Origin of the sequence: Niallia laureatilytica (assembly GCF_046613985.1) — a bacterium.
Classification (GTDB): domain Bacteria; phylum Bacillota; class Bacilli; order Bacillales; family Cytobacillaceae; genus Niallia.
The window spans coordinates 824,691-850,343 of record NZ_JBKKHP010000001.1 but is presented as its reverse complement, the minus strand read 5'-3'; the positions used below and the strand labels follow the sequence as shown (position 1 = coordinate 850,343).

Genomic DNA, 25,653 nt, shown 5'->3' with positions numbered 1-25,653 from the left:
TTTATTCGCATGTTTTTAGATAATATGGTGAGACTAATAGGGAATTTAAGTTTGTTCTAGTAAGTTAAAGAGGTGGTTCATAATGAAAACCAGATTCCTTTTATTGTTCTCTATTCTTCTTATCATTCTATTATCTGCATCTCCCGGGTGGGGAAATGGAGCTCATGCACAGTCTCCGAAGAAGTTTTCTGTTATGTTGCAGAGAGTATATTTGGACGGGGAAGTTAGTGAAGAGTGTGTAGAGGAAACAATATGGTCGATGGAAGATTTCTGGTCTAAATATGAGAATTGGCAGCTGGTGAATATGGATAGTCACCAATTTGTCTTTAGACAGGAAATGGACGATATTTCTCCATTGCTTAAAGCGAATGGCTATTTCGGAGTATCAGCAGAAGGCGTTTTAGGCGTTTATAATGGTAAGCCGAATAAGTCGAATATTATTCAATCCTTCTTCCAAATAGATTTGGAGAAGCTGGAATCAAAGCAGCAAAAAAATCTGCAAAATGGGATTCCGATTAAGAATAAAAACCGCTATGTGGAAGTGCTTGAGACATTTAAAAATCTTGATACAAACAATCAAGCAAATTAACAATGGATAGTCAAACAGGCTAATCGAAAGAATGGGGAAACTTTCGATTGCCTAAAAAGTCTTATTAGGAGCCTTTAAAACCATTATTTTTAAAAGTGGTTTTTTTGTGTTTTATAAAAGCTATTTTTTTGGAATTTTACGAAAATATCTTATATGGTAGTTTTTCTTTATTGTATGCTAAAATAGTCTTTATAGCTTTAATAAGGGAGCGAAAAGGATTTGTACGAATATATTAAAGGGAAAATAGAGTATATTGGACCTGAATACATAGTGGTTGAAAATAATGAAATCGGTTATCAAATTAAGACTCCGAACCCATTCTCTTTTTCTTCCTTATCAAACCAGAAAATCACTGTTTATACGTATCATTATGTAAGAGAAGATATTATAAGCTTATATGGTTTCCGGTCAAAGGATGAAAAGACATTATTTATAAAGCTGCTTAATGTTTCTGGTATCGGACCAAAGGGCGCTCTTGCTATTCTGGCTTCAGGACAGCCGGATCAAGTAATTTCTGCTATTGAAAATGAGGATGAGGCATTTCTTGTGAAGTTTCCTGGTGTCGGCAAAAAGACAGCAAGACAAATGATTCTTGACTTAAAAGGGAAGCTGTCAGATATCATGCCGGATTTCTTTCCAGACTTGTTCAATGTGGAAGAAGTGGAACAGAAAAAAGCTGGTGAGTCTCTTCTTGATGAAGCACTGCTTGCATTGTCTGCGCTCGGATACACGGACAGAGAGGTTAAAAGAGTTATACCACAATTGAAAAAAGAACAGCTTACAACAGACGAATATATCAAACTGGCGTTAAAGCTGCTGCTTAAGTAATCGGAGATATCTTTTAAGGAGAGGAGTGGAATATGTTGGATGATCGCATCGTATCTGGAGAAGCCGATTCATTAGAAGTTTCCTTTGAACAAAGTTTGCGTCCCCTTCAATTAAAAGAGTATATCGGTCAGGATAAAGTCAAAGATAATTTGGAAGTGTTTATTAAAGCTGCTAAATTTAGGGAAGAAGCCCTTGACCATGTCCTTTTATATGGACCGCCAGGCTTAGGAAAAACAACATTGGCAACAATTATCGCTAATGAAATGGGCGTTAATATCAGGACGACTGCCGGACCGGCAATTGAAAGGCCGGGTGATTTGGCCGCCATCCTCACCGCCCTTGAGCCTGGAGATGTTCTTTTTATTGATGAAATACATCGGCTTCCCCGAGCTATCGAAGAGGTACTTTATCCAGCCATGGAAGATTACTGCCTCGATATTGTGATTGGAAAAGGGCCTAGTGCAAGATCTGTGCGCCTTGATCTGCCGCCGTTTACACTAGTTGGTGCAACGACAAGAGCTGGCTCCGTATCTGCGCCGCTGCGAGACCGTTTCGGCGTCTTGAGCAGGCTTGAGTATTATCAAGAGGAACAGCTGAAAAGTATTGTCGTTCGTACGGCACAAGTGCTCCAAGTAGATATACATGACGGGGCTGCATGGGAAATCGCGCGAAGGTCGAGAGGAACACCGAGGATTGCAAACCGATTGCTGAGAAGGGTCAGAGACTTTGCTCAAGTAAAAGGTGATGGAAGTATTACGGAAAAACTTGCCCATGATTCTTTAGAACTTTTGCAAGTCGACCGTTTAGGTTTAGACCATATTGACCATAAATTATTAATAGGTATGATTCATAAATTTAGAGGCGGTCCTGTCGGTTTAGAGACAATTGCAGCGACGATCGGGGAAGAGGCGCACACGATTGAGGATGTGTATGAACCGTATTTACTGCAGATTGGTTTTCTGCAGCGGACACCTCGAGGCCGTGTCGTTACCGATTTAGCCTATGAGCATTTAAATATAACCAAAGAAGTATAACGAATCATGGCACGCTCATTATAGCCATGATTCCAGTTTGAATACAATAGTTTTTAAAAGAGAAAAGGTGAAGTATAGTGAAAGTAGATTTATTTGATTTTCATCTGCCAGAAGAATTGATTGCACAAGTGCCTTTAAAGGATAGGACTAGCAGCAGGCTAATGGTGGTAGATAAGGAAACAGGAAGCTTAGAACACCGTACATTCAAGGATATTATTGAATACATAAACCCAGGAGATTGCCTTGTTCTTAATGACACGAGAGTCTTGCCTGCAAGACTGCACGGAGAAAAGGAAGATACAGGTGCGCATATTGAGGTCCTTCTTCTTAAACAGCAAGAAGGAGAGCAATGGGAAACATTAGTGAAGCCTGCAAAGCGTGTTAAGAAGGGGACAGTTATCTCCTTTGGCGACGGTAAGCTGAGGGCTGTTTGTAAAGAAGAGCTTGAACATGGTGGCAGAATTCTTGAGTTTGTCTATGATGGAATCTTTTACGAAATTCTCGATGAGCTTGGCGAAATGCCGCTGCCTCCATACATAAAAGAAACGCTGGACGATCAAGACAGATATCAAACGGTATATGCTAAGGAAAGAGGATCGGCTGCTGCACCAACTGCCGGCCTTCATTTCACAGAGGAGCTGCTAGAGGAGCTTAAGCAAAAAGGAGTTCATATTGCATTTATCACATTGCATGTTGGTCTTGGCACATTCCGTCCAGTGAATGTGGAAGATATTGATAAACATGAAATGCATGCAGAGTTCTATCAGATTACTGCAGGCACCGCTAAGCTGCTAAATAAGGTGCGGGAAAGTGGCGGGCGTATTTTGTCTGTCGGCACAACTTCCACACGCACATTAGAGACAATTGCCACAGCAAATGACGGTCAATTTGTGGAAAGCAGCGGCTGGACAAGCATTTTTATATACCCAGGATATGAGTTCAAAGGGATTGACGGCATGATCACTAATTTCCATTTGCCAAAATCGACGCTTATCATGCTAGTAAGCGCACTTGCCGGCAGGGAACATATTCTTCATGCATATGAGACAGCTGTTAAAGAACACTACCGCTTCTTCAGCTTTGGAGATGCTATGTTCATCCGCTAAAAAGCAGCAGCTGCAAATTCTTATTGGTGGATTTTTAAATAAAGGAGATTTTACATTGACTGCAATACGTTATGAATTAATTAAGACGTGTAAACAAACAGGAGCAAGGCTTGGTATCGTGCACACTCCGCACGGTTCCTTTGAAACTCCTACATTTATGCCTGTCGGTACATTGGCGACAGTAAAAACGATGGCGCCAGAAGACTTGAAGACTATGGGTGCAAATATTATCTTGAGCAATACGTATCATTTATGGCTCCGCCCTGGTCATGAAATTGTGAAAGAGGCGGGAGGCCTGCACAAATTCATGAATTGGGACAAAGCGATTTTGACTGATTCAGGCGGTTTCCAAGTGTTCTCATTAAGTGATTTCCGCAAAATTGAGGAAGAGGGAGTTCATTTTAGAAATCACCTAAATGGAGATAAGCTGTTCCTTTCACCTGAAAAAGCGATGGAAATCCAAAATGCGTTAGGTTCAGACATTATGATGGCATTTGATGAATGTCCGCCATATCCTGCAGAGTATGACTATATGAAAGCATCGGTAGAGCGTACATCAAGATGGGCTGAGCGTTGTTTGAAAGCACATGGCAGACCAGAGGACCAAGGCTTGTTCGGAATCATCCAAGGTGGAGAATATGAAGAGCTGCGCAAACAGAGTGCAAGAGATCTTGTATCTTTAGACTTCCCAGGCTATGCAGTCGGCGGCCTTTCTGTCGGCGAGCCGAAGGATGTTATGAACCGAGTGCTTGAGTTCACAACACCATTAATGCCGGATAATAAGCCGCGTTACTTAATGGGTGTTGGTTCACCTGATTCCTTAATAGATGGGGCAATCAGAGGGATTGATATGTTTGACTGTGTTCTTCCGACACGCATTGCCCGCAACGGCACATGCATGACAAGCGAGGGCAGACTTGTAGTGAAAAACGCAAAATATGCTAGAGATTTCGGGCCGCTTGACCCGGAATGCGACTGCTATACATGCAAAAACTACAGCCGAGCTTACATCCGTCATTTAATCAGATGTGATGAAACTTTCGGAATAAGACTTACATCTTACCATAATCTCTATTTTCTGTTAAACTTAATGGAGAATGTCAGACAAGCGATTCGTGAAGATCGATTGGGGGACTTCAAAGAAGAGTTTTTCGAGCGCTACGGCTTCAATAAGCCAAATGCTAGAAACTTTTAAATAGAGAATTTGAAAGGAGGGGAAATGAATGCAAAACATTATGGGGCTACTACCATTTATTTTAATGTTTGTTCTATTCTACTTTTTGCTTATCCGTCCGCAGCAAAAGCGTCAAAAAGCGGTAAGGCAAATGCAGAGTGATTTGAAAAAAGGGGACAAGATTGTCACGATTGGCGGACTTCATGGCACAGTCGATGCAATCGATGAAGGCACTGTTGTTCTTAAGTCTCCAGACGGAAGCCGTCTGACTTTTGACCGCAATGCAGTTCGTGAAGTTCTGGAATCTTCCAGCACTGTCCTGGACAAAGCATAATACAAAAAGCTGGAAGCAAGTTTTGCTGCCAGCTTTTTTTAATGTAAAGTTATTCTCCATTAAGATTTCGAAAGATTAACTCCTAATATGCCGCCCATCATCGCGATCAGCGTATAGCAAACATGGTAAATGAACTGCTCGAAAGTAAAGAGCTGATCCAAGCCTAAAAAGCTGAACAAGAACACTATCAGGAAATAAATCAAGCCTGTTATCCCCCCGAGAAACCAGCCCTTTTGCTTACCTTTCCCACCAGATATAAACCCTCCTGCAAACAAAGTAATAAACGACACAGCAGTGATTATGTATTGCAAGGATGCTTCCTGAAGGGAAGTGAATCTCAGCAGCAAGGAAAAGACAATGCTGCTTGTAATAAATAGGGTAAAGATCGCTATCAGGCCATATAATACAGCACTGCCGACATTTTTGCTTTCTTCGATCTTAAACCTCTCCTTTCAACCATTTTCTTTTTTAATGAGACAATCTTGGAGTTTCATACTAGTACAAGCATATTCGCCAACTGTCCTAAATAGAATCATGAATTTGATTACTTCGCATAAAAATCATCGGCGAGAAGAAACTAAAAAGGTTGTTTATTCGAAAAGAAATACTTTTGGGAGGGAATATAATGGAGGAGTATATTGTCATTCTGCTGAGGACTCTATTGCTTTATGCCATCATCGTTCTCGTTTTCCGCATGATGGGTAAACGGGAAATAGGGGAGTTAAGCATTCTTGACTTAGTTGTATATATTATGATTGCAGAAATTGCTGTTGCTGCGATTGAAGATATTAAAACAGAGCTAGTTCCTACTATTTTGCCAATATTTATTCTGCTTCTGATTCAGATTGGTCTGGCAGCTCTTTCCCTTAAAAGTAAAAAAATTAGAGATTTGATTGACGGGAAACCAACCATCATTATCAATAAAGGGAAAATTGATGAAAAAGCAATGCGTTCCCAGCGCTACAATATGGACGATTTACTCCTGCAGCTTCGCGAGAAGGATGTTCGTAATGTTGCTGATGTTGAATTTGCGATATTAGAAACGTCTGGAAAGCTGTCTGTTTTCGAAAAGGAGCCGAACAAATCAGGCGTTACCATTCCTTTAATAATCGATGGGGTCATTCAAGAGGCAAGTCTTAAAGAAATTGGAAAAAGTCATGGCTGGTTACAGCAGGAGCTGAAGAAACAGGGGCATCTAAAGATAGATAAGATATCCTTCTGCAGTTTCCAGGATGATAAATTTTATATTGATTATTTTGACGAAAAATGAGGCAGAGTCAAGACTCTATCCTCATTTTCCTGTCAATATGGGACCGATCCACGGAATCCGTCTAATATCTTCTTTTTTAATGAGCTTAAAAACAAAAAGCAAAATCAGGTACAACAAGCTAATGATAATTGTATCTGCTGCCACCATTAACACAAGGCTGTCTATCCAGCTTAAGTTAGCCAGAAATGCTCCAGCATAGCCGGAAATAAAGATGACAGCAAGCATTTTGGCGTAATCTTTTACATAAATAGAAAATCCTATAGATTTAGTTATAGTAGCGAAATGAAGCAATGTTGTGAGAACAAAGCCGACTATTAAAGCAATGGCTACCCCGTAAATACCGAACTCCGGCCTGCTGGCAAGAAGGAGAATAACGGCTGTTTTCACAGCTGCTCCGATAAAACTGTTTATCATCGCAGCCCTTGCCAAGTTAAGCGCCTGCAGTGCTGCTTGAAGCGGTCCTTGATAGTAGTTCAAGATAAAAAATGGTGCCATCAGCAAAATAAAGGTTGTCCCCTTTGTGCTGCCATACATGACGGTCATTAAAGGCTCTGCCAATGCATACAGCACAATCACAGCAAGTCCGCCTGTCATGAACGTGAACCTTAACGCTTGCTGCAGCAAATAATCTATCGTTTGCTTTTGATTGCTGGCATTGGCTTCACTTATGGCAGGAACAAGCGATGTGGACAGTGATTGTGTGAAAAACGAAGGAAGCATCAAAAGAGGCAGTGCAAATCCTGTTAACACTCCGTATTGCTTCGTAGCATTGACGGCAGTAAGCCCAGCGATAGCCAAGCTTTGCGCCACCACAATAGGCTCTAAAAACCATGCAATACTCCCAATCATTCTGCTTCCTGTAGTAGGAAGGGCAATTTGCATAAGCTCGTTAAAGGTGGTTTTCCCTTTCACTATATACTGCAAGAATTTGTTTCGAAGGGAAAAGCTCTTTTTCCATTTGAAAGAGGCGAGCAAGTAAAGAAGAGAAGCCAATTCTCCAATAACCCCAGCGAGCATCGCTCCTGCAGCAGCATATTCAATTCCCATAGGCAAAAATGCTTTCGTAAGAACAGCTATTAACGTGATGCGGATAACTTGTTCAATTACCTGTGAAACAGCTGCCGGCTTCATCGTTTGTTTCCCTTGGAAATATCCTCTTAGAACAGAAGAGACAGCGATGACAGGAATAATCGGTGCGATGGCCATCATTGGCACTAGTGTTCTTCTGTCATTAAATAATGTTTCAGCCAAATATGGAGCAAGCAAATATAAAAGCGGTGTAAAAACCAATGCAAGTCCAAGTGTCGTTGATAAAGAAACGACAAGTATGGATTTGACTTTGCGCTGATTCCCTTCCGCATATGCTTCTGCCACGTTTTTTGAAATGGCGACAGGCAGTCCAAGTTGAGTGATGGTCACGACTAAAATGAGTGTGGGATATACCATCATGTACAGCCCGACTCCATCTTCCCCTATAAATCGGGCAATAACGATGCGATTGATAAAACCTAAAACTCTAGTGATCAGTCCTGCTGCTAGCAGTATAATGGTGCCTTTCAAAAACTTAGACATTCTATTTCCCTGCCTTCTCAAATAACGAATAATGCTATACAATTAACTATATGCATTCATGTGGACAAAGCATGACAAGTATATAAAGGAATTTGAAAAGAAGCAGAGATTGGATCGAAAAGGAACTATTGCCTTTCATCATGAAAAACGTAAGAGGTTTATGATAAGAGGAAAAGGACCATCATGTTAAAGGAGCTGTTTGAAAGATGCCATCTGAGCATTTGTATGATCATTTTCGCCATCAAGTGAAGCCAGCGCTGAAGAGCAAGCTGGAGGAATTTCATCTACTGGGCTATGACACTATAGATGAGAACGAACTATGGTTCTTCTTAACGAAGAAAAAGTGGAAGAAAACCTCAACGGACTACAGGATTGCAGAAATTGTTCAAGATGTAATGAATGTTAAAGTATTAGACTTCATGAATTTTGCCACAGTGGAAGCCTACAAGGCAGACGACTATTTCTCTGTGCTTTCAGAGGAGGAAAAAAAGGAGCTGCTAAAATAACCTTTACATACAGAGCATTTGTGAATTTTTTGTGAAGAAGTTCGATAATTTTTAGTACAAATTGACAGCACTCATAAACTGTTTCATAATGTTTTATTATAGAAAGAAAATGTTTAATTAACGAAGAATTCATGAACAAATTCTGTAATGAATAGTGCTTGCCGTCCTGTCAAGCTGTCAGGATGGCTTAAGCTTGTCAATAGGTGTAATCATATGTACGCCTTTTTAGAACGAGGAGGAAAAATACATAATGGTAAAGCGGAGCAGAATAGTTGCCTTCCTATTAATTGTAGTTGTCTTTGCAGGATTGATGGGAGGAACAACAAATAATATTTTAAAGGATATTAAACTTGGTCTTGATCTCCAAGGTGGTTTTGAGGTTCTTTATAAAGTAGAACCAATAGATGGGAAAAAGATTAATACGGATATTCTTAACAGTACGGCTCAAGCCTTAGATAAGCGAATCAACGTGCTCGGTGTCAGCGAACCAAGCATTCAAATCGAAGGAAAGGACCGCATCCGTGTACAGCTAGCAGGCATAACTGATCAGAATAAGGCACGGGAATTGCTGTCGACAGAAGCGAACCTGTCGTTCCGTGATGTTAACGATAAAAAGCTGATGGATGGTTCTGACTTAGTGCAAGGCGGAGCTGAACAGGTATTTGATGAATATGGTAAACCTAGTGTTTCCTTAAAGCTGAAGAATGCTGAGAAATTTAAGGACGTAACGACAGAAGTGCTTGGAAATCCGCTTGTCATCTGGCTCGATTATGAAGAAGGCGATTCCTATGCGGAAGAAGCAACAAAAGCTGATCCTAAATTCCTGTCTAACCCAATGGTAAGCAGTGTATTGAACACAGATACCGTTTCGATTACAGGGAACTTTACGATTGAAGAAGCGAAGACATTGGCTGAGCTTCTGGATGCGGGAGCTCTTCCTGTTAAGCTGACTGAGGTTTATTCAACAAGCGTTGGAGCCCAGTTTGGTGACCAGGCTCTTAAAGAAACAGTATTTGCCGGCATTGTTGGTGTTGGACTTGTGTTCTTGTTTATGCTGTTCTACTACCGTTTGCCAGGCTTAATTGCAGTCATCACCCTGTCTATATTCGTATACTTAAATCTGCTTGTTATTGATTTAATTAACGGGGTACTGACACTGCCGGGAATTGCCGCCCTAATACTTGGTGTCGGTATGGCGGTTGACGCCAATATCATCACATATGAACGGATTAAGGATGAACTTAAAGTAGGGAAAACACTGAAATCGGCTTACCAAGCTGGTAACAAAAACTCAATATCCACCATTATTGATGCTAACCTTACAACGATTCTTGCGTCCGTTATCTTATTTGCATATGGTACAAGCTCTGTTAGAGGATTTGCGACATTGCTGATTGTCAGTATTCTAGTGAGCTTTATCACGGCAGTATATGGGACAAGATTGTTGCTTGGGCTTATTGTTAACAGCAAAGCATTCAACAAGAGACCGTCATGGTTTGGTGTCAATAAGAAGGATATTAAGCATATTGGCGAAAACTACGATACACTTACATTGCCGACGAAATTTGACCGTATTGACTTTGTAAAATACAAAAACGTATTCTTTGGAATATCAAGCGTGCTTGTTGTTGTAGGTATCATTGTTATTGCTGTGTTTAGACTTAACCTTGGCATCGACTTTGCAGCGGGTTCACGGGTGGAAATAAGCTCTGAGAAACCATTGACAACAGAAGCGGTTCAAGCAGATATGGATGCTCTCGGCATTACAGCAGATGATATCACTATTTCTGGTGAAAATAATGACAGAGCTGCAATCCGCATAAAAGGGGATATGAGTCAAAGCAAAGTCGCAGAACTGAAAACGACTCTGCATGATAAATACGGCTCCGATCCGAATGTCAGCACCGTATCACCTACAGTCGGAAAAGAGCTGGCCAAAAATGCGTTCTATGCCATCATTTTAGCATCACTAGGGATAATACTTTATGTAACAATCCGTTTTGAAATATATATGGCATTAGCAGCTATTATCGCCCTGCTTCATGATGCATTCTTTATCATTGTCATCTTCAGCTTTACAAGGCTTGAAGTTGATATTACATTTATCGCGGCAGTACTTACGATTGTCGGGTATTCTATTAACGACACGATTGTTACGTTCGACCGTATCCGCGAAAACCTTGTGAAAAAGAAAAGAATTACGACTGCGAAGGAAATCAAAGATATTATCAATACAAGTATCCGCCAAACATTTACACGCTCCCTCAATACAGTTCTCACAGTTGTTATCTGTGTAATTGCTTTGTTGATTTTTGGAAGCGAGTCAATCCGAAACTTCTCATTAGCTTTATTGATTGGTTTAATTGGCGGTGCATACTCTTCTATCTTTATCGCATCCCAGTTATGGTTTGTATGGAAGAAAAAAGAGCTTAAGAAAAAAGGCGTTCTGATTACGGTTAAAGAAAAACGTGTAAGTTCAGATGAGCCGCAAGTATAAGTTTGATTTAAGACAGGTCCTTGATTGAAGGACCTGTCTTTTTAGTTTAATACCTGCATATTATGGGAAAGTTATAGGGAAGGACTTAGTATTGGAGGTAGCTTATGAAAATCCAATGGAACTTATTATTTGGCATTGTTTTTGCACTTATAGTAGCTGTTTTTGCTGTGATAAATGTTGATTCTGTTACAGTGAACTATTTATTTGGAACAGGAGAATGGCCGCTCATTCTCGTAATTCTAATCTCCGTATTGCTGGGAGGACTTATGATAGGCTCTGCTGGCTTGATAAAAATTTATTCGTTGCAGAGAAAATGGAAGGCTGCAGTTAAGGAAAACGAGTCACTTCAATTGCGGCTGCAAGAGCTTGAACCAGTACAAGCTGGTGAGGCAGAACCAGTAGAGACAATAGCTGCTCCAACAAAATAATTTCACACACAAAAAAGCTTATGCTCAGCAATGGCATAAGCTTTTTTGTGTGTAATCAAAGTCTGTTTCTTCCACTATCAAACATTGAAAGGATTAACTCATACTTGTATAATGATAGATTGAGGTGATAAGATGCTTCATCCTAAATCTAGATGGATTACAGAAAAGAAAAATAATGATAATGCTGCAATACTTGCAGACCAGTTAAAAATCACACCTCTTGTAGCAAGTTTACTCGTAAACAGAGGGTATGACAGCCTTGAAAAGGCAAAAGCATTTTTATACAGCATAGATGAGTTTCATGACCCATTTTTAATGAAGGGCATGGATATAGCAGTAAACCGCATAAAGCATGCCATCGATAAACAAGAGCCAATCCTTATATTTGGCGACTATGACGCAGATGGTGTAACAAGCACCACTGTTATGATGAAAACATTGGAGGATTTAGGCGCCGATGTTCAATTTTATATACCCAATCGTTTTACAGAAGGCTATGGACCGAATGAAGGGGCATTTCGATATGCAGCAAGCATCGGCATTAAGCTGATTGTTACAGTGGATACGGGAATAGCTGCTGTCAAGGAAGCAGATGTGGCGAAAGAGCTAGGGATAGACTATATCGTGACAGACCACCATGAGCCTGGATTAGTTCTTCCAGATGCGCTAGCAATCATTCATCCAAGATTGGATGGGAGCGAGTATCCTTTCCATGAGCTTGCCGGAGTCGGTGTTGCTTTAAAAGTTGCGCATGCGCTATACGGCGAACTCCCAGAGCATCTTCTGCAATTTGCTGCAATTGGGACAATTGCCGACCTTGTATCACTGACAGGGGAAAACCGGATTATCGCCAAACTTGGAATCAAGAAGTTGAAGCAGACTGCTAACATCGGCTTACAGGCATTACTGAAGCAGATGAAGACAGAAGCAAGCGGGATAGATGAGGAAACAATCGGATTTATGATTGCCCCTAGGATAAATGCTGTTGGCCGGCTCGACAGTGCTGACCCTGCCGTTGAACTGCTCTTAACAGATGACCCAGACCTTGCTGCATCTCTTGCAGAAGAGATGGAAGCGATAAATAAAGAACGGCAGGCAATCGTTAACCAAATTACGGAGGAAGCGATTGAACAAGTTGAGACGCTGTATCCGTTGGCCGAAAACCGGGTGATTATCGTCGGTAAAGAGGGATGGAATCCGGGAGTAGTCGGTATTGTGGCTTCAAGGCTAGTCGAGAAATTTTACAGACCGACCATTGTTCTCGGCTTTGATCAGGAAAAAGGTATTGCAAAGGGGTCGGCACGCAGTATTGCCGGATTTGATTTATACCAGAATCTGTCTACATGCAGAGAGATACTTCCCCATTTCGGCGGACATCCGATGGCAGCAGGGATGACACTTGCATTGGAGGATGTGGATCAGCTTCGTCAGCGCTTGAACCAACTCGCTTTTGACAAGCTTGTTCCTGAAGATTTAGTTCCATTAACAGCCGTTGATATGGAGATTGACCTTAAAGATGCGCATTTACAAGCCATTGAGGAAATGCAGCTGCTTGCGCCATTTGGTGTGGATAATGCTAAGCCGCGGATTGTGATGGATTCTGTTGAGATAAGCACTATAAGGAAGATTGGAGCTAACCAGAATCATTTGAAGGTGCAATTTCAGCAGGAAGACACAAGCCTTGATGGAATTGGGTTTGGGATTGGCGAGCTTTATGACCATATATCGCCAAGTGCAAAGGTGTCTGTACTAGGACAGCTTTCTATCAATGAATGGAATAATATAAAAAAGCCGCAAATATTTATTCAGGATATTGCTGTAAAGCATTGGCAGCTTTTCGATTACCGAGGTATTAGAAATTTGGAGAAGCTCGCATCTGCCATACCAGGCAACAGTGCAACATGGATTTTCTTTCACAAGGATTCGGTACCTGAGGCTCTTAATTCTATTTCTGATTATAAAATTATTGAAAATCTTGATGATGCAGCATCCTTCCAAACCGAAAATCGCATACTAGTACTGGCAGACTTTCCGCATAGCAAAGATATCGTTCAACAATTGTTAGCTAGCACTGCCCCTGAACGAATATATGCAAGCTTTTTTAAGCAGGACAGCGACTTTTTCAGCACGATGCCGACAAGGGATCACTTTAAATGGTACTACGCTTTTCTTGCAAAGCAAAATGGCTTTGACCTTAAAAAGTACGGCGGAGAGCTTGCGAAACGCCAAGGCTGGAGCAAAGAAACAATTGTTTTTATGTCAAAGGTGTTTTTTGAGCTGAATTTTGTTACAATGAAGGATGGGTTTATTACGCTGAATAAGAATAGCAATAGAAGAGATTTAACAGAGTCTCCTTCTTTTCAACAGAAACAAGCACAATTTTCGCTCGAAAATGAATTAATATACTCGTCTTATGAGCAGTTAAAGAATTGGTTTGATCTTATTCTTCAGAAATCCGTTAAGAATGAGGAGGAAGTGCAAGAATGGATTTAAAACAGTATGTAACAATTGTGGAAGATTGGCCAAAACCGGGCATTCGTTTCAAAGATATTACCACACTTATGGATAATGGTGATGCATATAAATACGCAACAGATAAAATTGTTGAGTACGCTAAAGAAAAGGAAATCGATATTGTTGTCGGACCAGAAGCCCGCGGCTTTATCATCGGCTGTCCTGTTGCTTATTCATTAGGAGTAGGCTTTGCGCCAGTTCGTAAAGAAGGAAAGCTGCCAAGAGAAACAATCAAGGTTTCTTACGGCTTGGAGTACGGCAAGGATGTGCTGACAATCCATAAGGATGCAATTAAGCCTGGCCAAAGAGTCCTAATTACTGATGACTTGCTTGCAACAGGCGGCACAATTGAGGCTACAATCAAGCTTGTAGAAGAATTGGGCGGTGTAGTAGCTGGGATTGCCTTCTTGATTGAATTGTCTTACCTAGAAGGACGCAAAAACCTTGATGGCTATGATATTTTGACATTGATGGAATATTAATAACGAAGAAGAGCGCTGTGATAGCGCTCTTTTTTTTTGCAATAAAAAAGCATCGGGAACTTTCGACTGTTTTCGACAAAAATTCTAATGTTTTGCAAAAAAATTACATGGATTCTCTTTACATTCTCTCTCTTTTTTTTAATAATAGAAATAATCATTCTAAAATTGTTTTAATTCTATTAAAAATTGCATGATGCAATATAAGGAAAAACATATAGCGGGATAGATAAATAGTCGAACTTATGATAAATTCTAATAATACACTCGGAATATGAAAGGTGATTACATGGCGAATGATCAAGTGTTAACCGCCGAACAAGTCATCGATAAGACTAAAGGATATTTAAACGAAGAGCATACAAAATTCATACAAAAAGCCTATGATTTTGCCCAAAATGCTCATCGTGAACAATATAGAAAATCTGGGGAGCCATATATAATCCACCCTATTCAAGTGGCAGGGATTCTTGCTGATTTGCAGATGGATCCGGCTACTGTTGCTGCAGGTTTTCTCCATGATGTTGTTGAAGATACCGATATCACATTAGAGGATATTAGTGACAGCTTTAGCAATGAAGTGGCCATGCTCGTTGACGGCGTTACGAAACTAGGGAAAATCAAATACAAATCCCATGAAGAACAACAAGCAGAGAACCATCGCAAAATGTTTGTCGCAATGGCGCAGGATATACGAGTCATACTGATTAAGCTTGCCGACAGACTTCATAACATGCGAACGCTAAAGCATCTTCCTGCAGAGAAGCAGCGCCGCATTTCAAATGAAACGCTTGAGATTTTCGCTCCATTAGCCCACAGACTAGGGATATCTACAATTAAATGGGAGCTTGAAGATACAGCTCTACGTTATATGAATCCACAGCAATATTATCGAATTGTTAACTTAATGAAGAAAAAGCGCGCTGAGCGTGAACAATATTTAGAAGAAGTTGTTTCCGAAATACGGGAAGGCACGGATGAAGTAAAAATTCAATCTGACATTTCGGGACGTCCAAAGCATATATACAGCATTTACCGCAAGATGGTGCTACAAAACAAGCAGTTCAACGAGATTTATGATCTTTTGGCAGTGCGCATTGTGGTAAACAGCATCAAAGACTGCTATGCCGTGCTTGGAATTATTCATACACGCTGGAAGCCGATGCCAGGACGCTTCAAAGACTATATCGCGATGCCTAAAGCTAATATGTACCAATCCTTGCATACAACAGTGATTGGGCCGAAGGGTGACCCGCTGGAAGTGCAAATACGCACAACAGAAATGCATCGAATTGCAGAGTTCGGGATTGCCGCACACTGGGCATATAAAGAAGGAAAAACAGTTGATGAAGGCTCCTCCTTTGAAGAGAAGCTGTCATGGTTTAGAGAAATTCTCGACTTCCAGGAAGACAGTATTAATGCCGAGGAGTTTATGGAAAGTCTGAAAATCGATTTGTTTTCCGATATGGTATTTGTGTTTACCCCAAAAGGCGATGTATTTGAGTTGCCTTCAGGCTCCGTTCCGATTGACTTTGCTTATCGAATTCACTCGGAAATCGGTAATAAAACAATTGGTGCCAAGGTTAACGGCAAGATGGTTACACTTGATTATAAGTTAAAGACTGGCGATATCGTCGAAATTCATACAAGCAAGCATTCATATGGTCCTAGCCAAGACTGGATCAAGATTGCACAAACCTCACAAGCAAAAAATAAAATCAGGCAGTTCTTCAAAAAGCAGCGCAAAGAGGAGAACGTGGAAAAGGGCAAGGAGCTTGTCGAGAAAGAAATCCGCAATATGGAGTTTGATCTGAAGGAAATTCTTACCCCTGATAATATTAAGACAGTGCTTGAGAAGTTCAATTTTGTTGGTGAAGAGGATATGTATGCTGCTGTCGGTTACAATGGCATAACAGCCCTTCAAGTCGCCAACCGCCTTACAGAGAAATGGCGCAAGAAGCGTGATGCGGAGCAGTCTGCAACAATATCTAATGCTGTTGCTGAATTAAAGTCATTTCCTAGTGCGAAAAAACGTGCTTCTGGAGTGCGGGTAACCGGGATTGACAACCTGCTAATCAGGCTGTCACGCTGCTGTAACCCAGTGCCAGGCGATGAGATTGTCGGCTTCATTACAAAAGGACGAGGCGTTTCTGTTCACCGCTCAGATTGTACTAATATCGATACCGAGGATGCAAAAGCAAGACTGATTCCTGTTGAATGGGAAACAGCGCTGAATGATCGGAAAGAATATAATGTGGAAATTGAGATAAGCGGATATGACAGAAGAGGCCTTTTAAATGAGGTTCTTCAGGCAGTTAACGAATCGCAAACGAATATTTCTGCTGTTTCAGGCAAATCTGACCGCAATAAAATGGCAACCATCACGATGTCTATTCTCATTCTGAATGTCAATCACCTCCATAAAGTGGTGGAGCGGATTAAGCAGATACCTGATGTCTATTCTGTACGTAGAATCATGAACTAAGGAGAAACGGTATGCGTATTGTGTTGCAAAGAGTGAAAGAAGCAAAAGTGGAAGTCGACGGGAAAACCGTTGGACAAATTGATAAGGGCTATATGCTCCTCGTTGGCGTCACACATGATGACACAGCAGAGGATGCAGCCAAGCTTGTAGATAAAATTGCCCATCTGCGAATTTTTGATGATGAGGATGGGAAAATGAATCACAGCATAATGGAGGTTGAAGGCGCTATTTTGTCTGTTTCCCAGTTTACTCTGTATGGAGATACGCGAAAAGGGAGACGGCCGAACTTTATGAATGCCGCCAAACCGGATTATGCAGTAAATCTATACGATCAATTTAATCTTATGCTGAGGGAAAAGGGCTTGCATGTGGAGACAGGTGTTTTCGGTGCCATGATGGATGTCTCATTGGTGAATGATGGCCCTGTTACTCTTATACTCGAAAGCAAATAAAAGAACCGTTCCGATTGGAACGGTTCTTTTTATTATTGGAAATAGCTTTCGAGCCCTTCATAAATGGCTGCGGAAACTGTCTCCTGGTATTTTTGGGACGAAACAAGCGCCTCTTCTTGCTGGTTGCTTAAATAACCAAGCTCTAAAAGCGTTGCTGGTTGTGTGTTTTCTCTAAGAACAAAATAATCGTTCTTCCTTACACCTCTGTCCTTTAATTGGGTTGCTTCAATAATGTTTTCATGCAGACTGTTGGCAAGCTCCTTTTGGGAAGAGCTGTAATAATAGCTTGTCATCCCTCGGACGCTGCTGTCCTTTATGCTGTCATAATGGATGCTGATAAAGGCGTCAGCTTTATAGAAGCTGCTCATATTGACACGGTCCTGCAACGAGATAAAAAAGTCATTCTGTCTTGTCATCACAACATTGCTGCCAGCAGCCTGCAGTTTTTCAGCAAGAAGGTTAGCTGTTCGGATTGTCAGCGTTTTTTCCAATGTGCCGACAGCTCCGATTGTTCCGCTGTCTTTACCGCCATGACCAGGATCGATGACAATTGTTTTTCCTTTTAAGTCGCCTGTTTTGTTACTGTCTTGTGAGGAAGGTGCTGTTTGCTTTTCAGCAGATTCTGACACTATCCAGCTGGCTACATAGCCGGCTTGACCGTCTGCCAGCTCAATTTTATACCAGTCGCCAATCTCTTCTGTTGCTTTAAAGGAATCCCCTTCACTTGCAATACTTAAGACTGAGGCTTGTACGGATGCTTCACTCCGAATGTTTGTCCCATCATGAAGAATAGTAACAGATGCATCAATTGGTTTTGCAGAAATGTTTTCTACCTCGCTGTCCTCAGTCAGCAAGGTTTTAGACACCCAGCCAGTATTACCTGAAAATTGGATTTTAGCCCAATCTCCATCCTCTGCTACTATATGTATTACCGTTCCTTTTGCCAGCTTGCCAATGACTACTCCATTCAAAGAAGCTGTGTCACGAACGTTTATATCATCGTCAGCTACAATCGCAGTTTGGCCGTCTGTTTGTGAGACGTCCGTTGTGTCTGAAGTGTTTTGCGCGCCGCCGATAATATATTGGCTGTTAACCCAGCCTGTTCCGAGCGCTGTTTGGATTTCAGCCCAGTCTCCTTCATTTGAAAGAATGGTGACAGGAGTATCTTTGCTGAGTGTTGTGATAACCTGATACTCGGTTCCAGGTCCTTTGCGCAGTCTTAATCCATTTTCAGAAATGGTTCCTTCTGAAGCTGTGACGCTGTCTGTTTGCGTATTGGGAGCATCATTACTCGAACCTTCAGACTTTGTTACTAAGTAGGCTGCCACCCAGCCGGCTTGACCATTTCCTAAATCGATTTCCAGCCAGTCCCCATTGTCAGTCAGCACTTTATAGCTTGTGCCTATTTCCATTTTCCCAATAATTGAATCATCAAGGCTAGGACCTTCTCTTATATTAAGGACTGTCGTCGATTGCACAGATAGACTGCTTTCCGCTTTAGCTTGGATTGCAGGAATCAGCATTAGCATCATAATGGGAATTATCCATATATGCTGTTTCTTTATCATTTGATAGCTTCTCCTCCCTTCCTTGAAAGAGCATAGTTAGTTGCATTTTAATACATTTCTCTTTCAAGATACAATCTCCTTTGATAACTTTTCTCTTTTTCTTTTCAATTTTAGACAATAAATATAACATATGATGAAAAATTTTTTAACTCATGGGGATAATAATAGAAATTAACAAGAAAAAAGGGTGAAAACAATGAGATTTGGTGAAAAAAGCATAAAAACCCATGATGTAAGCTCGAAATTACTCGGTGTGGACTTTCATGATTTTATCGAAAAGGAAGCTAACTCGACAGCTGTTGAGCTTGCTTCAGAGTTTGGGTTATCTGTAGGAGAAGCAAGAAAACTGAAAAAGCAGGTTGGGAGATATTAAAGGGCTATTGACAATCAATTCATCTCTTATTATTATTAATAAAATAATAAGGGATAAATTAAAAAAGCCAATGAGGGAGAAAAGTAGTTAGGATACACATGAAAAGAGAGGAAATGCCAAAGGCTGGAAGCATTTCTGCATGATGACTTAATGAACGAACACTCCGTAGGTTTTCTTCTGAACATGTTTTTTAACATTACTAGGTATGAAACGTTAGCAGGCGTTAACTGCAAAGTGGAAGATGCATTTCTTTAAAGATGCATTTCTTCAATTAGGGTGGCACCACGGGATTCCAAAATCTCGTCCCTTGTATATTTCTTGATATACAAGGGGCGGGATTTTTTTGTTTGCTTTTTTAAAATTGCCCATCCCTAATTCCGATACATAAGCCAATACAGGAGGATAATAATATGCAAATAAATATTCCAAGAGGAACGCAAGATATTCTGCCAGGCACAGTGGAAAAATGGCAATATATTGAAACGCGTATTAAAGAGCTTTGCGACAGATTCCAATATAACGAAATAAGAACACCTATCTTTGAGCATACAGAGCTGTTTTTGCGCAGTGTTGGAGATACAACAGATATTGTCACAAAGGAAATGTACACATTTGAAGACAGAGGAGAAAGAAGCCTGACACTCAGACCAGAGGGTACTGCTTCTGTCGTTCGTTCTTTTGTAGAAAATAAAATGTTCGGGTTGCCATCACAGCCAGTTAAGCTTTTCTATTTAGGACAAATGTTCCGTTATGAGCGTCCACAAGCAGGCCGTTTTCGCCAATTCGTCCAGTTTGGTGTAGAGGCAATCGGCAGCAAGGATCCTGCGATTGATGCGGAAGTAATGGCACTTGCCTATAGTGTATATGAATCACTTGGGCTTTCAAAGCTGAAGCTCGTTGTAAACAGTCTTGGTGATAAAGAAAGCAGACTTGCACACAGAGATGCACTAATCGGCCACTTTAAGCCAAGCATCGGCGAATTCTGCAGTGACTGCCAAAGCCGTCTCGAAAAAAATCCAATGAGAATTTTGGATTGTAAGAAAGATCATGATCACCCGTTAATGAAGTCGGCACCGTCGATCCTAGACTACTTGAATGAAGAGTCTAAACAATACTTTGAGAAAGTGAAAGCATATTTAACTGCCTTAAATATTCCTTTCGTAGTCGATTCAAATCTAGTAAGAGGCTTGGATTACTATAATCACACTGCATTTGAAATCATGAGTGAGGCAGAAGGATTTGGAGCCATTACGACACTTTGCGGAGGCGGTCGTTATAATGGGCTTACAGAAGAGCTTGGCGGACCGGAAGCACCTGGTATCGGGTTTGCGATGAGCTTGGAAAGATTGCTTGCAGCCTTAACAGCAGAAGGAATCGAATTGCCTGTTGAGAAGAAAATCGATTGTTATCTTGTTGCATTGGGAGAAGAAGCAAAGGATTATACGGTCGGACTTTTAAATGATTTGCGCAGAGCAGGCTTATCTGCTGAAAGAGATTATATGGACAGAAAAGTAAAAGCTCAATTTAAAGCTGCCGATCGCCTTCAAGCTAAATTTGTCGCTATTATAGGCGAGGATGAGCTGAAGGAAAACAAGATTAATGTGAAGAGTCAGGAAACTGGTGAACAAAAACAAGTGAAGCTGGAAGAATTAGCGGCAGCGCTGCAAGATTTTCAAAGCTATTAAAAATAAATAGTAGGGAACTAAAAGGAGGATGAAATATGTTTGGAAGAACGTATTTTTGTGGTGAAGTAACAGAAAAGGCTATTGGCGAAAAAGTCAGCTTAAAGGGCTGGGTTCAAAAACGCCGTGATTTGGGAGGACTTATTTTCATTGATTTGCGTGACCGTACTGGCATTGTTCAAGTCGTGTTTAATCCAGAAATAAATAAAGAAGCAATTGAAATTGCAGAAAAAGTAAGAAATGAATTTGTTCTAGATATTAAAGGAACGGTTGTGGCAAGGCAGGAAGGAACAATCAATGAAAACCTGCAAACAGGTAAAATTGAGATTGTTGTAGACGAAATTATCATTCTGAACGAAGCAAAAACACCGCCGTTTGCTATCTCTGATAAAACAGACGTAGCAGAAGATGTTCGCTTAAAATATCGCTATTTAGATTTCAGAAGACCAGTTATGTTTGAAACATTAAAAATGCGTCATCAAGTAACAAAGATTATGAGAGATTATTTAGACAGCGAAGGCTTCTTGGATATCGAAACACCAATCCTTACAAAAAGCACGCCTGAAGGAGCAAGGGATTATCTTGTGCCAAGCCGTGTTCATCCAAATGAATTTTATGCATTGCCGCAGTCTCCGCAGCTTTTCAAACAGCTGCTGATGGTAGGCGGAATTGAGCGCTATTACCAAATTGCCCGCTGCTTCCGTGATGAAGACTTGCGTGCAGACCGTCAGCCTGAATTTACACAGCTTGATATTGAAACAAGCTTCTTAAGTCAGGAAGACATCATGAAAATGATGGAAAACATGATGGTGACAATTATGCGTGAAGTGAAAGGAATCGATGTTCCTTCACCATTCCCAAGAATGCCTTATGATGAAGCAATGGCACGCTACGGATCGGATAAGCCAGACACAAGATTTGAAATGGAGCTTACAGATCTGTCTGAAATCGTTAAAGACTCCAGCTTTAAAGTGTTTGCAGCTGCTGTTGAATCAGGCGGCCAAGTAAAAGCAATTAATGTGAAGCAAGCAAATGACAAATATTCTCGTAAAGATATTGATGCTTTGACAGAATTCGTGAAAGTTTATGGCGCGAAAGGCTTAGCATGGTTGAAGGCAGAAGAGGATGGATTAAAAGGTCCGATAGCAAAATTCATCTCAGAGGAAGAGCAAAAAGCGTTTGAAGCAGCACTTGCTATTGAACCAGGTGATCTGCTGCTGTTTGTTGCAGATAAAGCAAGCGTTGTTGCAGACTCATTAGGTGCACTTCGCCTTAAATTAGCAAAAGAGTTGAACTTAATAGACCCAGAGAAATTCAACTTCCTATGGGTGACAGACTGGCCGTTGTTTGAATTTGATGAAGAAGAGAACCGTTTCTATGCAGCTCACCATCCGTTCACAATGCCAAAACGAGAAGATATTGAACTGCTTGATTCCAATCCTAAGGCAGTTAAAGCACAAGCGTATGATATTGTATTGAATGGTTATGAGCTTGGCGGAGGATCACTTCGTATTTTCGAAAAAGATATTCAGGAAAAAATGTTCGGACTGCTTGGTTTCTCTAAAGAAGAAGCTTATGAGCAATTTGGTTTCCTGCTGGAAGCATTCGAATATGGAACACCTCCGCATGGCGGAATTGCAATCGGCTTAGACAGACTGATTATGCTTCTGTCTGGCAGAACAAACCTGCGTGATACAATCGCATTCCCGAAAACAGCAAGTGCAAGCTGTCTGTTGACAGATGCACCAGGCGAGGTTTCTCAAAGCCAGCTTGATGATTTGCATCTAGCACTTAAATCACCGAAAAAAAATGACTGATAAAAGAGGGCTGTCTAAAAGTGACAGCCTTTTTTTCCTGTCAACAGTCCTGAGGACAAGGGCTAGAACCTGTCAATAATTTATGTTATAGTACAAAAGGGTTTAAGAGTATAATACTAGAAAACATATGTATAATTCCTATTAACGTAAATCTAATAATGGAGTTGAAGAAATAGATGTTGCACCAGTTTTCAAGAAATGAATTAGCGATCGGTACAGATGGATTAGAAAAGTTAAAAAACAGCACGGTGGCAGTGCTAGGAATTGGCGGGGTCGGCTCCTTTTCTGCTGAAGCTCTGGCTCGTTCAGGAGTCGGAAAATTAATATTGATTGACAAGGATGATGTTGATATTACCAACGTCAATCGCCAAGTGATTGCATTATTGTCAACTGTCGGTCGTCCGAAAGTTGATATCATGAAAGAGCGCATTGCAGATATCAATCCAGATTGTGAAGTAATCGCACTGAAAATGTTTTATACAGAAGAAACTTATGAGGAAATCTTTGCATACGGCTTGGACTTTGTTGTGGATGCATCTGATACTATTTCCTATAAAATTCACTTAATGAAGGAATGTTTACAAAGAAATATTCCTATTATTTCAAGTATGGGTGCAGCGAATAAGATGGATCCGACTCGTTTCCAAATTGCTGATATCAGCAAAACACATACAGATCCAATTGCTAAAGTTATTCGTCTTCGTCTGCGAAAAGAGGGAATCCGTAAAGGAATTAAAGTAGTCTTTTCAGATGAAAGCCCGATCGTTATCAGAGAAGATGTCCGCAAAGTGGTTGGGAAAGAAGATGCGCCGATTCGCAAGGCAAAAATGCCGCCTTCTTCCAATGCCTTTGTTCCATCTGTTGCCGGTTTAATTATGGCAAGCCATGTGGTGAAGGAATTACTGGGGGACATTAAAATTAAGCGTGTAAATGACTAATATAAACGAAAGATCCTAGGCTATCGGCCTAGGATCTTTTTTTAGAGTAAAAATACTGGTTTAAATTTACAAATAACCTATTGCAGGCATTGGTGTATTAGTGTACTATCTACTTAGTACACTAATACAAAGTTTTGGAGGAAGAATATGAAAGCATTTAAAGGCTTGTTGAGGAAGGACTTAAAAATAACCATCGGCTATTTTTATACGATATTAATTTTTATGGCAATCGCCTATGCGGCTGGCTGGTTCCTTTCTGGTTATTACAGCACTAGCATGCTGGCAGGAACCATTTCGATTGCTTTAATTATTGCCCATGTTATTTATTTACCAGGGTCTTTGCTGACATCACTTAATTTGGAAGGCAAAACGCAATTGTGGCTCCATAATCCAGCAAGCAGTGTGCAATTATTGCTGTCAAAGCTTACGGCCTGTTCGATATTATCGTTATGCTCCGCTGTCCTTATAACCATTATTACCATTTTAAGTCTTTTGCCGATAGCAGAATTTCAAGAAATGTTTACTGCATTTGATATTGTATTTATGGCTGCGGCAATATGGTTAATCTCTTTTTACTTGAGCATCTGGGTCATCTTTTATTGGACTGTCTACCACAGTTTAGGAGCCATCCTATGGTTGAAGAAATTTCGCTGGATTATCCTCATTGCCTTTTTCTATGGATGGGAACTGTTAAAAGAACAGTTTGGGAAAATCAGCTTTATTAAAGATTTAAAAGAAATAGGGATGTTTAATTTAGGTAGAGCTTTTCAGATGGAAACAGGTATGAATTCCTTTCAAGCTACCTTTGAAGCAACAGACATTTCCGTGTTTGTCCTAGCAGGCTATTGTCTGACAGCTCTTGTTATTTTTTGGGTTTCGTCTTGGCTGTTAGATAAGAAAGTAGAGGTGTAAGCTGCATGGCAGATGACTACAAGCAATCACGGCCGATTTATATGCAAATTGTTGATCGGATTATGCGGCAGATTGCAAGACAGGAATTAAAGGTTGGCCAAAAGCTGCCTTCTGTACGGGAAATGGCCATTGATTCAGGAGTGAACCCAAACACAATTCAAAGAACCTATAGTGAATTGGAGAGGATGAATATCGTGGAAACGAGAAGAGGGCAAGGGACATTCATTACCGAAAAGAAGGAAGTGCTAGAGGAAGTGAAGAAAAAATTGCAGCTTGAACTTGTTGGCAGGTTTGTCGAGAGTATGAAGGAACTCGGAATATCAGAAGAGGAAATGATTGCAGAACTAAAAGCTGCATTTAAGCAGGGGGAGGAGGCTGAAAAGATTGATTAAATTAGAGAAAGTTACAAAAAAGTATGGCAAAGAAACAGCTTTAGAAGATGTTGATTTCTCTTTTCTGCCAGGGAAAATCTACGGCTTAGTCGGTGCTAATGGCAGCGGAAAATCAACAACCTTAAAACTTATTGCAGGACTCGTTCAGCCTTCCTCTGGAACTGTCACTGTAAATGGCAAACAGGTTAATCGAAAAATAGCAGCAGATGTATCGTATTTGACGGAATTAGATATGTTCTACGATGGTTTTACTGTTGCTGACATGATCAGCTTTTCTGCCTCGCAGTTTCAGGATTTAAACCTTGAGACGGCAACGGAGCTACTTCATTTCATGGAGCTTGATAAGGCCAAGAAAATTAAAGAGTTGTCAAAGGGCAACAGAGGAAGATTGAAGCTGGTTCTCTCTTTAAGCAGGCAGGTTCCAGTTCTGTTGCTGGATGAGCCGTTTTCCGGACTAGACCCGATGGTAAGAGATTCGATCGTTAAGGGGTTGCTCCATTATATTGATTTTGAAAAGCAGACAGTTATTATTGCTACACATGAGATTGCTGAAATAGAGCCAATTTTGGATGATGTTGTTGTTATCAATAAGGGACATTTAGCGGCGCATTTTCATGTTGACCAGCTGAAAGAAGAGCAAGGGTTGTCTATTGTGGAGTGGATGAAGAACAATATCAAACATTGATAAAAAAGGGGAGATAAA

Annotated in this window: 24 protein-coding genes and 1 other annotated feature; of the genes, 21 read left to right on the top strand and 3 right to left on the bottom strand. The window is 40.7% G+C overall.

Features of this window, described 5'->3' with window-relative positions; genetic code table 11:
* Positions 1–82: 82 nt before the first annotated feature.
* The 6 genes from ACLIJJ_RS04350 to yajC all read left to right on the top strand — a co-directional run bounded on the left by ACLIJJ_RS04350 (position 83) and on the right by yajC (position 5,065).
* Positions 83–589 (top strand): intercompartmental signaling factor BofC, encoded by a 507-nt coding sequence (locus ACLIJJ_RS04350; RefSeq protein WP_233313023.1) that lies wholly within the window; start codon positions 83–85, stop codon positions 587–589.
* Between the two features lie 219 nt (positions 590–808).
* Positions 809–1,417 (top strand): Holliday junction branch migration protein RuvA, encoded by a 609-nt coding sequence (ruvA, locus tag ACLIJJ_RS04345; protein ID WP_233313024.1) that lies wholly within the window; start codon positions 809–811, stop codon positions 1,415–1,417.
* A 35-nt stretch (positions 1,418–1,452) separates the two neighbouring features.
* A complete protein-coding gene (gene ruvB / locus ACLIJJ_RS04340) occupies positions 1,453–2,451 on the top strand; it encodes a Holliday junction branch migration DNA helicase RuvB (protein ID WP_233314697.1) in 999 nt (332 codons plus the stop codon).
* 77 nt (positions 2,452–2,528) lie between these two features.
* A complete protein-coding gene (gene queA, locus ACLIJJ_RS04335; protein ID WP_233313025.1) occupies positions 2,529–3,557 on the top strand; it encodes a tRNA preQ1(34) S-adenosylmethionine ribosyltransferase-isomerase QueA in 1,029 nt (342 codons plus the stop codon).
* 55 nt (positions 3,558–3,612) lie between these two features.
* Positions 3,613–4,752, top strand: a complete 1,140-nt coding sequence (gene tgt, locus ACLIJJ_RS04330) for a tRNA guanosine(34) transglycosylase Tgt (RefSeq protein ID WP_233313026.1) — start codon at positions 3,613–3,615, stop codon at positions 4,750–4,752.
* A 28-nt stretch (positions 4,753–4,780) separates the two neighbouring features.
* The gene (gene yajC / locus ACLIJJ_RS04325) at positions 4,781–5,065 is read left to right on the top strand and encodes a preprotein translocase subunit YajC (protein ID WP_233313027.1); all 285 of its coding nucleotides are present in this window, start codon (positions 4,781–4,783) and stop codon (positions 5,063–5,065) included.
* Between the two features lie 59 nt (positions 5,066–5,124).
* On the opposite strand, the gene ACLIJJ_RS04320 is transcribed toward yajC, so the two are convergent.
* Entirely contained in the window at positions 5,125–5,502 is a 378-nt protein-coding gene (locus tag ACLIJJ_RS04320) for a TIGR04086 family membrane protein (protein ID WP_233314698.1), read from the bottom strand.
* 188 nt (positions 5,503–5,690) lie between these two features.
* Between ACLIJJ_RS04320 and ACLIJJ_RS04315 the strand changes: the two genes are divergently transcribed.
* The gene (locus ACLIJJ_RS04315) at positions 5,691–6,335 is read left to right on the top strand and encodes a DUF421 domain-containing protein (protein WP_233313028.1); all 645 of its coding nucleotides are present in this window, start codon (positions 5,691–5,693) and stop codon (positions 6,333–6,335) included.
* A gap of 21 nt (positions 6,336–6,356) precedes the next feature.
* On the opposite strand, the gene spoVB is transcribed toward ACLIJJ_RS04315, so the two are convergent.
* Positions 6,357–7,907, bottom strand: coding sequence for a stage V sporulation protein B (gene spoVB, locus ACLIJJ_RS04310; RefSeq protein WP_233313029.1), 1,551 nt, complete (start codon positions 7,905–7,907; stop codon positions 6,357–6,359).
* Between the two features lie 206 nt (positions 7,908–8,113).
* On the opposite strand from spoVB, the gene ACLIJJ_RS04305 reads away from it, so the two are divergent.
* From ACLIJJ_RS04305 to dtd, 7 genes are all read left to right on the top strand, one after another.
* On the top strand, positions 8,114–8,413 hold the full coding sequence (locus ACLIJJ_RS04305) for a post-transcriptional regulator (RefSeq protein ID WP_233313030.1): 300 nt from the start codon (positions 8,114–8,116) through the stop codon (positions 8,411–8,413).
* 250 nt (positions 8,414–8,663) lie between these two features.
* A complete protein-coding gene (secDF, locus tag ACLIJJ_RS04300; RefSeq protein ID WP_233313031.1) occupies positions 8,664–10,910 on the top strand; it encodes a protein translocase subunit SecDF in 2,247 nt (748 codons plus the stop codon).
* Between the two features lie 104 nt (positions 10,911–11,014).
* Complete coding sequence (locus ACLIJJ_RS04295) at positions 11,015–11,338, top strand: LapA family protein (protein WP_237941745.1); 324 nt, start codon at positions 11,015–11,017, stop codon at positions 11,336–11,338.
* Positions 11,339–11,470: 132 nt separating this feature from the next.
* Positions 11,471–13,831, top strand: a complete 2,361-nt coding sequence (gene recJ / locus ACLIJJ_RS04290) for a single-stranded-DNA-specific exonuclease RecJ (protein ID WP_411410579.1) — start codon at positions 11,471–11,473, stop codon at positions 13,829–13,831.
* A complete protein-coding gene (locus tag ACLIJJ_RS04285; RefSeq protein WP_233313034.1) occupies positions 13,822–14,334 on the top strand; it encodes an adenine phosphoribosyltransferase in 513 nt (170 codons plus the stop codon). The genes recJ and ACLIJJ_RS04285 overlap by 10 nt, the downstream gene beginning before the upstream one ends.
* Before the next feature lie 286 nt (positions 14,335–14,620).
* Positions 14,621–16,816 carry a RelA/SpoT family protein gene (locus ACLIJJ_RS04280; RefSeq protein ID WP_233313035.1) on the top strand — a complete coding sequence of 732 codons (2,196 nt, stop codon included), beginning with the start codon at positions 14,621–14,623 and terminating at the stop codon, positions 16,814–16,816.
* A gap of 11 nt (positions 16,817–16,827) precedes the next feature.
* Positions 16,828–17,268, top strand: a complete 441-nt coding sequence (gene dtd / locus ACLIJJ_RS04275; protein WP_233313036.1) for a D-aminoacyl-tRNA deacylase — start codon at positions 16,828–16,830, stop codon at positions 17,266–17,268.
* Between the two features lie 32 nt (positions 17,269–17,300).
* On the opposite strand, the gene ACLIJJ_RS04270 is transcribed toward dtd, so the two are convergent.
* Positions 17,301–18,836, bottom strand: coding sequence for an N-acetylmuramoyl-L-alanine amidase family protein (locus tag ACLIJJ_RS04270; RefSeq protein ID WP_237941743.1), 1,536 nt, complete (start codon positions 18,834–18,836; stop codon positions 17,301–17,303).
* Between the two features lie 196 nt (positions 18,837–19,032).
* Between ACLIJJ_RS04270 and ACLIJJ_RS04265 the strand changes: the two genes are divergently transcribed.
* The 7 genes from ACLIJJ_RS04265 (at position 19,033) to ACLIJJ_RS04235 (ending at position 25,635) form a co-directional block, all read left to right on the top strand.
* On the top strand, positions 19,033–19,209 hold the full coding sequence (locus tag ACLIJJ_RS04265) for a hypothetical protein (RefSeq protein WP_233313038.1): 177 nt from the start codon (positions 19,033–19,035) through the stop codon (positions 19,207–19,209).
* A 61-nt stretch (positions 19,210–19,270) separates the two neighbouring features.
* Positions 19,271–19,520: a binding site (T-box leader), on the top strand.
* Between the two features lie 99 nt (positions 19,521–19,619).
* On the top strand, positions 19,620–20,894 hold the full coding sequence (gene hisS / locus ACLIJJ_RS04260) for a histidine--tRNA ligase (protein ID WP_411410578.1): 1,275 nt from the start codon (positions 19,620–19,622) through the stop codon (positions 20,892–20,894).
* Positions 20,895–20,929: 35 nt separating this feature from the next.
* Positions 20,930–22,708: an aspartate--tRNA ligase gene (aspS, locus tag ACLIJJ_RS04255; protein ID WP_237941741.1), complete on the top strand. Its 1,779-nt coding sequence runs from the start codon at positions 20,930–20,932 to the stop codon at positions 22,706–22,708.
* A gap of 176 nt (positions 22,709–22,884) precedes the next feature.
* Positions 22,885–23,646, top strand: coding sequence for a tRNA threonylcarbamoyladenosine dehydratase (locus ACLIJJ_RS04250; RefSeq protein ID WP_411410577.1), 762 nt, complete (start codon positions 22,885–22,887; stop codon positions 23,644–23,646).
* 147 nt (positions 23,647–23,793) lie between these two features.
* Positions 23,794–24,558, top strand: a complete 765-nt coding sequence (locus ACLIJJ_RS04245) for a hypothetical protein (RefSeq protein WP_233313042.1) — start codon at positions 23,794–23,796, stop codon at positions 24,556–24,558.
* Positions 24,559–24,563: 5 nt separating this feature from the next.
* Positions 24,564–24,950, top strand: coding sequence for a GntR family transcriptional regulator (locus ACLIJJ_RS04240; protein ID WP_233313043.1), 387 nt, complete (start codon positions 24,564–24,566; stop codon positions 24,948–24,950).
* Positions 24,943–25,635, top strand: coding sequence for an ABC transporter ATP-binding protein (locus ACLIJJ_RS04235; RefSeq protein WP_411229250.1), 693 nt, complete (start codon positions 24,943–24,945; stop codon positions 25,633–25,635). Before ACLIJJ_RS04240 ends, ACLIJJ_RS04235 begins: the two co-directional genes overlap by 8 nt.
* Positions 25,636–25,653: the final 18 nt, after the last annotated feature.